This window comes from Enterobacter sp. 725m/11 (assembly GCF_011683705.1).
Lineage (GTDB): Bacteria > Pseudomonadota > Gammaproteobacteria > Enterobacterales > Enterobacteriaceae > Enterobacter > Enterobacter bugandensis.
Genome location: NZ_JAAQOK010000029.1, coordinates 1 through 12,340, shown reverse-complemented (window position 1 = coordinate 12,340; position 12,340 = coordinate 1). Strand labels below are relative to the sequence as shown.

Annotated in this window: 10 protein-coding genes; 6 read left to right on the top strand and 4 right to left on the bottom strand. The window is 53.8% G+C overall.

Annotation, left to right across the window (positions count from 1 at the left end):
- Window positions 1-203: 203 nt before the first annotated feature.
- The 4 genes from HBA26_RS13845 to HBA26_RS13830 all read left to right on the top strand — a co-directional run bounded on the left by HBA26_RS13845 (window position 204) and on the right by HBA26_RS13830 (window position 4,557).
- Window positions 204-1,343 carry a polysaccharide export protein gene (locus HBA26_RS13845; protein ID WP_028013832.1) on the top strand — a complete coding sequence of 380 codons (1,140 nt, stop codon included), beginning with the start codon at window positions 204-206 and terminating at the stop codon, window positions 1,341-1,343.
- The gene (locus tag HBA26_RS13840) at window positions 1,343-1,792 is read left to right on the top strand and encodes a protein tyrosine phosphatase (protein WP_126345332.1); all 450 of its coding nucleotides are present in this window, start codon (window positions 1,343-1,345) and stop codon (window positions 1,790-1,792) included. Before HBA26_RS13845 ends, HBA26_RS13840 begins: the two co-directional genes overlap by 1 nt.
- Entirely contained in the window at window positions 1,792-3,966 is a 2,175-nt protein-coding gene (locus HBA26_RS13835; protein ID WP_126345331.1) for a polysaccharide biosynthesis tyrosine autokinase, read from the top strand. Before HBA26_RS13840 ends, HBA26_RS13835 begins: the two co-directional genes overlap by 1 nt.
- A 75-nt stretch (window positions 3,967-4,041) precedes the next feature.
- Window positions 4,042-4,557: a protein disulfide oxidoreductase gene (locus HBA26_RS13830; RefSeq protein ID WP_045259750.1), complete on the top strand. Its 516-nt coding sequence runs from the start codon at window positions 4,042-4,044 to the stop codon at window positions 4,555-4,557.
- A gap of 36 nt (window positions 4,558-4,593) precedes the next feature.
- Here HBA26_RS13830 and HBA26_RS13825 read toward each other — a convergent pair whose 3' ends face one another.
- The 3 genes from HBA26_RS13825 to HBA26_RS13815 all read right to left on the bottom strand — a co-directional run bounded on the left by HBA26_RS13825 (window position 4,594) and on the right by HBA26_RS13815 (window position 8,806).
- A complete protein-coding gene (locus tag HBA26_RS13825) occupies window positions 4,594-6,060 on the bottom strand; it encodes an aspartate aminotransferase family protein (RefSeq protein ID WP_126345330.1) in 1,467 nt (488 codons plus the stop codon).
- A gap of 18 nt (window positions 6,061-6,078) precedes the next feature.
- Window positions 6,079-7,455, bottom strand: coding sequence for a diaminobutyrate--2-oxoglutarate transaminase (locus tag HBA26_RS13820; protein ID WP_014884533.1), 1,377 nt, complete (start codon window positions 7,453-7,455; stop codon window positions 6,079-6,081).
- 343 nt (window positions 7,456-7,798) lie between these two features.
- Window positions 7,799-8,806, bottom strand: a complete 1,008-nt coding sequence (locus tag HBA26_RS13815; RefSeq protein ID WP_126345329.1) for a LacI family DNA-binding transcriptional regulator — start codon at window positions 8,804-8,806, stop codon at window positions 7,799-7,801.
- Window positions 8,807-9,042: 236 nt separating this feature from the next.
- Here HBA26_RS13815 and HBA26_RS13810 point away from each other — a divergent pair, with 236 nt between their 5' ends.
- Together HBA26_RS13810 and HBA26_RS13805 are read left to right on the top strand one after the other, a co-directional pair.
- Entirely contained in the window at window positions 9,043-10,284 is a 1,242-nt protein-coding gene (locus HBA26_RS13810; protein WP_028013826.1) for an MFS transporter, read from the top strand.
- 17 nt (window positions 10,285-10,301) lie between these two features.
- Window positions 10,302-11,735, top strand: coding sequence for a glycoside hydrolase family 32 protein (locus HBA26_RS13805; RefSeq protein ID WP_126345328.1), 1,434 nt, complete (start codon window positions 10,302-10,304; stop codon window positions 11,733-11,735).
- 49 nt (window positions 11,736-11,784) lie between these two features.
- On the opposite strand, the gene HBA26_RS13800 is transcribed toward HBA26_RS13805, so the two are convergent.
- Complete coding sequence (locus HBA26_RS13800) at window positions 11,785-12,255, bottom strand: hypothetical protein (RefSeq protein WP_063437101.1); 471 nt, start codon at window positions 12,253-12,255, stop codon at window positions 11,785-11,787.
- Between the last annotated feature and the right edge of the window lie 85 nt (window positions 12,256-12,340).

The window sequence follows — 12,340 nt, the reverse complement described above, 5'->3', positions numbered from 1 at the left end:
ACATTTAATATCGCGGCGCATAAAGTATTATTACTCTCCGTTTTCTTGCGCAATTGTGCGCTGTTTTTTAACTTTTTAAACAACAGCGAACGTGTGTTTTACAGTGTCACGGGGAAATAATAAATAACGATATTTCAAGATCTTGCTTGCTTTTTTTTGCGAGTTAACTACCCAGCGCAACGATAAATCAACATTTTATATAAATGAAAAATACAACTGCTCTTTTACTGTCCTTTCTGACGCTCAGCCAGCTAACAGGATGTGTATTTTCACCAGGCCAGAACTTAAGTCTTTCCGGGAAAAAAGTCACTACCGGTGAGGAAATTAACGATCCGCTGGACAAACGCGTGGAAGTTTTTCCTTTAACCCCTGGATTGATTGAAAAACTGCGCCCACCCGTTTCTAAATCTCAGGCAAATCCTACTCTGGATGAGCAGCTCAAAAACTGGGAATACCGCATTGGCTCAGGGGACATTTTGACGGTCACCGTCTGGGATCACCCTGAACTCACGACGCCCGCAGGGCAGTACCGTAGCGCGAGCGACGCGGGTAACTGGGTTAACGCCGATGGTACGCTTTTCTACCCCTACGTTGGCAAGCTGAAAGTGGCGGGCAAAACGGTTTCGCAGGTACGTGAGGAGATCACCGCGCGGCTGGATGAGGTCATTGAGAGCCCTCAGGTGGACGTCAGCGTTGCCTCCTTCCGTTCTCAAAAAGCCTATATCACCGGAGAGGTTGAGAAATCGGGCCAGCAGCCAATAACCAATATTCCATTGACGGTAATGGATGCGGTGAACGCCGCGGGCGGTCTCTCTGCGGATGCCGACTGGCGTAACGTCGTGCTCACGCATGATGGCCAGGACTCACGCCTTTCCCTCTATGCTCTGATGCAACATGGCGATTTAACCCAAAATAAGCTGCTTTATCCGGGAGATATCCTGTTTGTTCCCCGGAACGACGCGCTGAAAGTGTTTGTGATGGGCGAGGTGGTTAAACAGAGCACCCTTAAGATGGATCGTAGCGGCATGACGCTGGCCGAAGCCCTGGGGAATGCAGGCGGGCTGAACCAGAATATGGCCGATGCAACCGGGATTTTTGTTATTCGCCCGGTTTCACGAAAAGGCGAGAAAGATAAAATCGCCAACATCTATCAACTCAATGCGGAAGATGCCTCAGCCATGGTGCTGAGCACAGAATTCGAGCTGGAACCGTACGACATTGTCTATGTCACGACGGCACCGCTTTCACGCTGGAATCGTGTGATCGCCCAGCTGGTACCCACCATCAGTGGCGTACATGACCTGACCGAAACCGTCCGTTACATCAGGTCGTGGCCGCAATAATGTTCAATTCAATTCTCGTGGTTTGCACCGGCAATATTTGCCGTTCACCGATTGGTGAGCGGCTGTTGCGCCAGCAGCTACCCGACGCGCAGGTGGCCTCGGCAGGTATTTTCGGGCTTGAAGGACGCCCGGCGGATGCGACTGCAAAGGCAGTCGCCTTACGTCATGGCGTTTCGCTGGAAGGTCACGTGGCGCGTAAGGTCACACGTTTTCTGTTACAAAAATCCGATTTGATTCTGGTGATGGAGCCAGAGCATCTCCGTTTTATTGCCTCAGTGGCGCCGGAGAATCGGGGGAAATCGCTGTTGTTTGGTCAGTGGCTGGAAACAAAGGACATACCCGACCCGTATCGCAAAAGCCGGGAAGCCTTCGAATATGTTTTCGAGCAGTTAGGAAAAGCCAGTCAGGAATGGGCTCGTCGTTTGCGTCAACAAGGAATGAAGCAGTAATGTCGTCTCATAAATCAGACAAATTTGGTGCTGCGACACCGCATGATAATGAAATTGATCTCATTCAGCTGTTGGCTGAGATGTTTGATCATCGGGTAATGATAGCGTGCATCACGCTCCTGTTCACCGTATGCGCCGGGATCTATGCGTATAGCGTCACACCGATCTATCAGGCTGATGCCCTTGTGCAGATAGAAGCGAAGCAGGACAACTCGTTGCTCAAAAGCTTAAGCCAGTTTGGTACCGATCTTTCACCTGATGTTGCGCCCGAACTCTTGCTGCTCAAGTCGCGGATGATTCTGGGAGAGACCGTTGATAAGCTGGGGCTAACGTACAGCGTCAAACGGCGCGTGCTGCCCGTCATTGGGCCGCTGCTGGAACGAGGGAGTAAAGCCGATGAACTGACAATTGGTGCGCTTACCCTTCCTCTTCTGGAAGACAAGCCACAGGAACTTTTACTGACCGTTCAGGAGCAGGGCCGGTATCACCTCGAAGGAAAAACGCTTGAGGCTGATGGCGTTGTTGGGAAAACGCTGGTTAAAGACGGAGTAACGCTGCTTGTCACCTCGCTCAGTGCGGCACCAGGCACCCGGTTTGCCCTCAAAACCGTCACAAAGCTTGAAGCAATTAACGCCCTTCAGCGCCGACTCATTGTTTCTGAGTCGGCGAAGCAGAGCGGAATTATTACCTTAACGCTGACGGGCGAGGACCCTGACAAGATCGCCGTGGTGCTCAACACCATTGCTGAAAATTATCTCAGCCAGAATATTGCGCGCCAGGAAGCTAAAGATACCCGCAGCCTGACGTTTTTACAGGACCAATTACCTAAAATCAGGCGCGAACTGGATGAAGCCGAAGCACGACTGAACGCCTACAGAGAGCAGCGCGATTCTGTCGATCTATCCCTTGAGGCGAAGACGGTTCTCGATCAGGTTGTTAATGTGGAAAATCAGCTTAACGAGCTGACGTTCCGCGAAGCAGAAGTTTCTCAGCTTTTCAAAAAGGATCACCCAACCTACCGCGCCTTACGGGAAAAAAAACAGACCCTGGAGCAGGAACGTACGCGTCTGAATAACCGTGTCTCATCCATGCCTTCTACGCAGCAGGAAATTTTGCGTTTAAGCCGTGACGTTGAGTCCGGGCGCACCATCTACCTGCAGCTGCTGACGCGTCAGCAGGAGCTGAATATCTCGCGCTCCAGCGCCATCGGAAACGTGCGGATCATTGACCCGGCAGTAACGCAGCCTGGACCCGTCAAACCGCACAAAGTGATTATCATTGTGTGCGGTATGCTGGTGGGATTAATGTTCTCTGCAGGAACGGTGTTGGTGCGCTCTGCGTTTAAACGGGGCATCACCTCTTCTGAACAGCTGGAAGCGCAGGGAATGCCTCTTCTGGCTACGCTCCCGCGTTCAGTGTGGCTATGGAAAAAAACGCATTTGCGCAGAAGGACGCTGTTTGCTTCCCACTGGAAGCACAGGACGTCAAACGTACCTTTCCTGCCCGTTGACCGTCCGGCGGATATATTTGTCGAGGCGGTGCGCGGGTTACGCACCAGTCTGCATTTTACCATGATGAATGCCGTTAATCGGATAGTGGTGATTTCAGGCCCTTCGCAGGACTGCGGAAAGACTTTGGTTAGCACCTCGCTGGCGTCGATTGCCGCTCAGGCAGGTCAACGGGTACTGTTTATTGATGCGGATATGCGCAAGGGATATGTTCACAATATTTTCAAACTGAACAACCAGCATGGGTTGTCCGGCGTGCTGGGGGGAAGCGTAGAGTGGCAGGATGCGATTCAACGCTTCGAGAAAGGTGGCTTTGATGTCTTGACCTGTGGACCTCAGCCTTCACATCCTGTCGAGCTGCTCATGAATGAGCGCTTCCAGACGGTAATGTCGCGAATAGACAAAGAGTACGACATCGTGATTGTCGACACGCCACCGGTGCTGGCCGTGACGGATGCGCTACTCGTCGCCAGAGCCGCGGCAACCACGTTGCTGGTTGCCCGTTTCGGTAAAACCAGCGTCAAAGAGATCGAAAACTGTCGGAAGCGTCTGCAGCAGATGGGCGTCCAGGTTGAAGGCGCGATTCTCAATGATATTGTGAAATCCGCTGCGTTCTATTACCACTCGGGTTATAGCCATTACAACTACGGCTATACCCCGGAATAAAGTGACGCGACACTTCTTTACAGCATGACGCCGAATAGCCCGCTAAGATGACCTCCGTTAAATCGAGAGGTCATAATGGATAACCGTAAATTGAGTCGCCTGCGCCGCTGGGCGCGGGAAGGGATCATACTCATTCTGCTTACGCTGGCGGTCATGTGGGGCGTGGATCAATACCGAAAGCCGTCATTACCCGCCAGCTTTAGCGCAACGCCTATGCAGAGTATCGACGGTAACATTCACGATATCGCGGCGCTCAGCAAGGAGCGCCCCCTGCTGATTTACGTCTGGGCAACCTGGTGTAGCATCTGTCGTTATACGACACCTGCGGTCGATAAGCTGGCAAAAGAGGGCGGTAACGTCGTGAGCATTGCCATGCGCTCCGGTGATGATGCAAAGCTCGCTCGCTGGGCTGAAAAGAAAAACCTGAGTATGCCGGTGATTAACGATGCAAACGGCGCCGTGTCGCAGCAGTGGCAGGTGAGCGTAACGCCGACGCTGGTGATTGTGTCAAAGGGGAAAGTAGTCAGTACCACAACGGGCTGGACGAGCTACTGGGGATTGAAAATCAGAATGTGGTGGGCAGGCGTATAAAGATAACCCCTCTCCCGGCGGAAGAGGGATTTTATATTACTTAGCCAGAACTTCCTGCGCGGTGCGCTCAACCAGAGACAGCAGGATTTTAATATCTTCCAGCGTCACGGTTGGGTTCAGCAGCGTCAGCTTCAGGCAGGTCACGCCGTTATGCTCGGTCACGCCAACGTTGGCACGGCCGGATTCCAGCAGCGCGTCACCAATTTTCTGGTTCAGCAGGGCGATACCCGCGTCATCCATCTGCACCTGACCGCGGAAGCGGAACAGCACGCTTGCCAGCTGCGGCTGCATAACCAGTTCCAGAGCAGGCTGCTCTTTCACGTAGGCCGCAACCTGCTGCGCCAGCGTTACGCCGTGATCGATGATCGCCGCGTATTGCTCCTGACCCAGCGCTTCCAGGCTCATCCACAGCTTAAGCGCGTCGAAACGACGGGTGGTCTGCAGAGATTTGGACACCAGGTTAGGCACGCCCGCTTCTTCGTCGAACTCAGAGTTCAGGTAGGCCGCCTGATAGCGCATCAGCTCATAGTGACGCGCTTCTTTCAGCAGGAACGCGCCGCAGCTGATGGTCTGGAAGAACTGCTTGTGGAAGTCCAGGGTGACGGAATCCACCAGCTCGATGCCGTCCAGGTAGTGACGATACTGATCGGACATCAGCAGCGCGCCGCCCCAGGCCGCGTCAACGTGTACCCAGATGTTCTGCTTCGCCGCCAGTTCAGCAATGGCACGCAGCGGATCGATAGCACCGGCATCGGTAGTACCTGCCGTCGCGACGATGGCCAGAATCTGCTCCCCGTTCGCGTTGCACTGCTCGATTTTTGCCGCCAGATCGGTCAGATCCATGCGGGAGAACTCGTCGGTTTTCACCTGCACTACTGACTGATAGCCCAGGCCCATCAGCGCCATGTTTTTCTGCACGGAGAAGTGCGCGTTTTCGGAGCACAGCACGCGAATTTTGCGCAGATCGCCCACCAGACCGTCCTGCTGAACGGAGTGGCCCTGACGCGCGAAGAATGCGTCACGCGCCAGCATCAGACCCATCAGGTTGCTCTGGGTACCGCCGCTGGTGAAGACACCCGCGTCGCCAGCCTGATAACCCACGCGGGTACGCAGCCACTCGATCAGTTTGATCTCAATAATGGTTGCGGACGGGCTTTGATCCCAGGAGTCCATACTCTGGTTAGTGGCGTTGATCAGCACTTCCGCCGCCTGGCTTACCACCAGGCTTGGGCAGTGCAGGTGCGCCACACACTGCGGGTGATGAACGGACAAGCTGTCTTTCAGGAAGAACTCCACGGCGCGTTCAATCGCCGCTTCGTTGCCCAGCCCTTTCGGGTTGAAATCCAGCTTAATACGGTCGCGCAGTTCCGCGACCGTTTTTCCCTGGTACATCTCAGGCTGCTTCAGCCACTGCATCACAGCCTGAGTGCTTTGTTCAATCGCCTGCTGGTAAGCTTCAATGCTCTGCGCAGAGGAGAACAAAATTGGGTTTGAATCTGACATCGTAATCAACTACTCCGGTTACGCCGGGCGAACGCCCGCAGCAAGCAGTGCCTGCTCGAATTTATCCAGGAAGATTTTCAGCTCTTCGTCGCTGATCAGCAGGGAAGGCAGCAGGCGCAGAACGATACCGTTACGACCACCACGCTCCAGAATCAGACCGGCTTCAAAGCACTTCTTCTGAATCAGCGCAGACAGCTCGCCGTCGCCAGGGAAGCAGCCCATATGGTCAGCAGCTTCGTGTGGCTTAACGATCTCGATACCGATCATCATGCCCAGACCGCGCACGTGACCGATGACCGGATAACGTTTTGCCATCTCTTTCAGCTGGCCTTTCAGCCATTCGCCCTGTGCAGCCACTTTGCCCGCGATGTTCTGGTCTTTCAGGATTTTCAGCGTCGTCAGGCCGGTTGCCATTGCCAGCTGGTTGCCGCGGAAAGTACCGGTGTGGTGGCCTGGCGCCCATGCGTCGAACTGCTTTTTGATACCGAGCACGGCCAGCGGCAGACCGCCACCAACCGCTTTAGACATCACGATGATGTCTGGCTCGATGCCCGCGTGTTCGAAGGCGAAGAATTTACCGGTACGGGCAAAGCCAGCCTGAACTTCGTCGAGGATCAGCAGAATGCCGTGTTCCTGAGTCACTTTACGAATGCGCTGCAACCACTCAGCCGGAGCCGGGTTCACGCCGCCTTCGCCCTGAACGGCTTCCAGGATGACCGCGGCAGGCTTACGCACGCCGCTTTCAACGTCGTTGATCAGGTTGTCGAAGTAGTAAGTCAGCGCTTTCACGCCCGCTTCACCACCGATACCCAGCGGGCAGCGGTACTCGTGCGGGTAAGGCATGAACTGCACTTCTGGCATCATACCGTCAACCGCTTCTTTCGGAGACAGGTTACCGGTCACGGACAGTGCGCCGTGGGTCATGCCGTGGTAACCGCCGGAGAAGCTGATGATACCGCTACGGCCGGTCACTTTTTTCGCCAGCTTCAGCGCCGCTTCAACGGCGTCGGCACCGGATGGACCGGTGAACTGCAGGCAGTACTCTTTGCCCTGACCAGGCAGCAGAGAGAGCAGATATTCAGAAAACGCGTCTTTCAGAGGCGTAGTCAGATCCAGAGTGTGTAACGGCAAGCCGCTGGTAATGACATTTTGGATGCTTTTCAGCACATCAGGATGGTTATGGCCAAGCGCAAGGGTCCCTGCGCCTGCTAAACAGTCAAGGTATTCTTTATTATCTGCATCGGTGATCCACACGCCTTCTGCTTTAGTAATCGCTAAAGGCAGTTTGCGCGGATAACTCCTGACGTTAGATTCAAACTCGGCCTGACGGGCCAGATAGGTTTCGTTGCTTTTGTGGGCATCTACGGTGTCAATACGGACTTTATCCGTCATCATATCACTCCTACAACCGCCGCTTCGCTATGAGCCACGATTGAATAAAAAGTTAAAAAACAGATGGGGCCTGAAAAAAACGCCGCCAATATAGAGCCTTTTGTCACGGGGCTCAATGGTTAATTTGTTTACTGTTTTGTGACATGGAGCACAGGAGAGGCAATATCACCATTTTTAAAAAGAAAATTGCACTTTATTGGCAATAAAAACAATTGCTTATTCGGCGTTTGTTTGGGTTGTTAAATGACAGAAAAGAGTGTGACAAATCGTGCCATTGGCTGACAAAAGAAGGGGGTATGCTGCCTTCATACCCCCTTCTTTTTCCATCAACGACAAAAAGCGGTAGTCACATGGCGCGTACAATGGAATCACGCATTAAAAATGGACTTTCAACGCGCGTCGTTTCCCGGTGTTGTGCTCCGTTAATAATGTGCAGGGCGCTCAGGCGACCAATTTCGTAGTGGGGCAACTGAACCGTTGAAAGAGGCGGCAAAAACAGCTCGCCAATGCCCACCATATTGTCATAGCCGATAACCGCGACATCCTCAGGGATGCGAAGCCCTTGCGCCAGCAGCGTCTGGTACACCATAAACGCGATACGATCGTTACCGCAGATAACGGAATCAAACCGCGGGATGCCGTTCCGGATACGCGCCAGCAATGCGGTCGGAATATCACGATAATGCTCATCCCCGTGCGCCATATATTCATGTTCCAGGCTGTCCGGGTCGATTCCGGCTTCACGGCAGGCGCGTTCAAGCCCCTGACGGCGTCGGGTTGTGGCCAGATGGCCCACAGGTAAATGCAGACACAGGGGCTGCCGATAGCCTTCTGCGAGTAATGCCCTGACGGCGGTGTACTGCCCCTGTTCATCATCCGGGATATAGCTGGCGACCTTTTCACCGACACTCTCGCAGTTGGCCAGCACGCAGGGGAGGGTGAGCAGCTTGGCAGGAAGAGGAACCTGACGTAACCCCATCGTGGTGTAGATAATCCCGTCTGGCCGGTGGGAGAGCAGAAGATCGACAATGGCATCCGGATTGTCGTCAGCAAACATATTCATGACGAAGCTATTCCAGCCGTGCATCCTGGCCGTCTCTTCAATGGACAGCGTAATCTCCACCGAAAAAGGTGTCGTGACCGTATCGAGCGCCAGCACGCCTATGGTTTTAGGCGAAGCATTCGCGCCGCGTATTTTCTTGGCGGACAGATCGGGAACGTAGCTGGTTTGCTCGATAGCCCACTGTACGCGCGCCAGCGTTTCCGGTTTAAGGCGCTCCGGGCTGTTAAGCGCGCGGGAAACCGTCATCAGCGATACGTTAGCCAGCTTTGCGACGTCCTTCAGGGAAGCCATTTTCTTACTCCGTTAATGCTCTGTGAGAGGGTATACAACTAAGTCGCTGATGTAAAAGGAAGGCTGATGACCAGGTTAAGTCATGCTTACCTCAGTGATAAATTTATGATCGCGATCTCACTTCCTTAATGTTAACGTTAACTTTCGTGATTAACATCATAAATCTTCATCAGGCAGCATGAGAAAGCATGGATGTTAACGTTACCATTTGGTCATTACTCCAACACGAGAATGCCATGATGAAAACGCATCACTCTCACAGCTATCCCTTACTGAGCGCATTACTGTTTTTCTTTTTTGTCACCTGGTCATCTTCCGGCTCGTTGCTCTCTATCTGGCTCCACCAGGAAGTGGGGTTAAAAGCGGGGGATACGGGCGTTATCTATGCCGTGCTTTCCGTCTCCGCGCTGTTTGCTCAAATCTGCTATGGATTTATTCAGGACAAACTCGGCCTGCGCAAAAACCTGCTCTGGTTTCTGACCAGTCTGCTTATTCTTTCCGGTCCGGCCTTTTTGCTGTTTGGCTATCTGCTGCAAATTAACGTGTTGCTGGGCAGTATTTTCGGTGGGATTTTTATTGGCCTGACGTTTAACGGTGGGATTGGGGTGCTGGAATCCTATACCGAACGCGTGGCCCGTCAGAGCCAGTTTGAGTTTGGCAAGGCGAGAATGTGGGGATCGCTTGGCTGGGCGGCGGCAACCTTTTTTGCGGGGCTCCTGTTTAACATCAATCCGAAGCTGAATTTCGCTGTCGCGAGCGGCGCCGGGCTGGTGTTTTTTGTTTTGCTCGCGCGCCTGCGGGTCTCTTCCGCACCGCACGCCATGCAGGAAGCGGTGTCCGGTGGCAAGGTGACGCTGGAAGACGCATTGCGCCTGCTGACGCTGCCGCGTTTCTGGGCGCTGGTGTTTTTCGTTATCGGCACCTGCATTTACGGCGTTTACGATCAGCAGTTCCCGGTCTATTTCTCATCACAGTTCCCGACGTTGCAGGAAGGGAACGCGATGTACGGCTATCTCAACTCCTTCCAGGTTTTCCTTGAGGCGGCGGGCATGTTTTGCGCTCCGTGGCTGGTGAACCGCCTCGGCGCGAAAAACGGCCTGATATTCGCGGGAATGGTGATGGCAATGCGTATGGTGGCATCTGGTCTGGTTGAGGGGCCGGTGCTCATCTCCATTACCAAGCTGCTGCACGCGGTAGAACTGCCCGTATTGCTGGTCTCGGTATTTAAATACAACAGCTTACATTTTGATAAGCGACTCTCTTCCACGCTCTATCTGGTGGGCTTTGCCTGTACAAGCTCGGTGATTGCGTCTGTGCTGTCGCCGCTGGCGGGTTACAGCTATGAGAAATACGGCTTTGCCCAATCCTATCTCATTATGGGGCTGTTAGTGTTCAGCACCACGCTTATCTCCATCTTCCTGTTGCGCTCGGGTAAGTCTTCTTCTGACCCGCTCATGCCGCAACCCTCCACTATCTGACTGAAAAGAGTAAACAAATGATGTATTCCATTGCCAAAGCTGAACAATCATTACAGGCCAAAAGCGGCGATCTTAACCTGCGCTGGTATCCGCGTTACCACCTCGCCGCGCGGGCCGGCTGGATGAACGACCCGAATGGTCTGGTGTGGTTTGACGGCTGGTATCACGCGTTTTACCAGCATCATCCGTACTCGACCCAGTGGGGGCCGATGCACTGGGGCCATGCGCGCAGCAAGAATTTAGTTCGCTGGGAACACCTCCCGGTGGCGCTGGCACCGGAAGGGCCAGAGGATAAGGACGGCTGTTTTTCCGGCTCGGCGGTGGTGGATGGCGATACGCTGGCGCTGATTTATACCGGCCACAAATTCCACGGCGATCCGGATGACGAGGCTAACCTTTACCAGGTGCAGTGTCTGGCAACCAGCCGTGATGGCGTCCATTTTACGCGGCAAGGAACGATCGTTGACACGCCGCCTGGGCTGCATCACTTTCGCGATCCAAAAGTGTGGCGGGAAGGGGAGCGCTGGTACATGGTTGTCGGCGCGCGGGATGGCGAGACGGGCCAGGTGCGTGTTTACCGTTCTGACGACCTGCGCGAATGGCAGGATATGGGCGTGCTTGCGGTGGCTGAAAAAGAGATGGGTTATATGTGGGAATGCCCGGACTTTTTCACCCTCAATGGCAAACGCGTGCTGATGTTTTCACCTCAGGGGCTGGCTGCGGAGGGATTCAAAAATCGCAACCTTTTCCAGAGCGGTTACCTGCTGGGGGAGTGGCAGCCCGGCCAACCTTTCGCGCGTGAAGGTGAGTTTGTGGAGATGGATAGCGGGCATGATTTCTATGCGCCGCAAAGCTTCCTGACGCCTGACGGCCGCCGCATCGTTATCGGCTGGCTGGACATGTGGGAATCTCCCCTTCCGGAACAGCAGGACGGGTGGGCTGGCATGCTCTCCTTACCGCGCGAGCTGACGCTAAGCGCGGATAACCGCCTGCAGATGCGGCCAGCCAGAGAAGTGGAAAGCTTGCGGGGAGCGTGGTTCCCCTGGCCGGTGAGCACGCTCAACAATCAGCAGATCGTTCAGGTGGAAAGCTGCGATGCGATGGAGGTCATTCTGCAGTGGGACTGTGCTAACAGCAGCGCGGAGCAGTACGGCATTCGTCTTGGCGACGGATTCCGTCTCTACGTTGATGCGCAGATGCAGCGCCTGGTGCTGGAGCGTTATTATCCGCAGTATGGCCTGTGCGGTACCCGAAGCGTCGCGCTGAACCTGAACGACACGCTAAGCCTGCGCCTGTTCGTTGACAGCTCGTCAGTGGAAGTGTTTGTCAATGAAGGGGAGGCGTGCCTGAGCAGCCGCATTTATCCTGATGAAGGGGCGCGCGAACTGGCAATGTTTGCCTGGACGGGAACCGCATCGCTTATTGATGCCGGGGCGTGGCAGCTAGAGTAATACGTTAAGGCCTGCAAATTAAAAAAGGCGACAGGTGTCGCCTCTGTTTCTATTTAATCTTTGTTGCGTAGCCTTCGAACTTTCCTTCTTTACTCACCGCTAATTTGCCTTTAGCAGGATAGTAAATGAAGGTGTATAGCCCTTGTGAATAAACTTTTGCCTGAGGCTCATTTTCATCCAGCGCGCCCAATACGCCATCGACATCCAGGATCTCGCCTTTAATTGTGATCTTCATTCCTTCCCATTTAAAGGCGTGTACCGCTTTGGCCGCCTGAGCATGTTGTTTCGCGTCTTTTTTAGCCCAGATACCCGTACCCGCTGCGGCATCACGCGCGTTCGCCCATGCTGCATTTTGTGCGGCTTCATTATAAGCATTCTGGCGATTTTGCTCAGCCAGGTAGCAGGTATCTTTGCTAATGCCCTGGCGCTCACATTCGGCCATGCGCTGAGCAGTTGAAGTACACGCAGAAAGCAGGATGGCAGCACCAGCTATTAATACCGCTAAGAGTGACTTTATCATTACGATGATACCTTTGGTGAAATATATTCTATAGAAGAAGGTTTAATAGCCGCAAATATAATAAGCCTGTCTCTTATACACATCT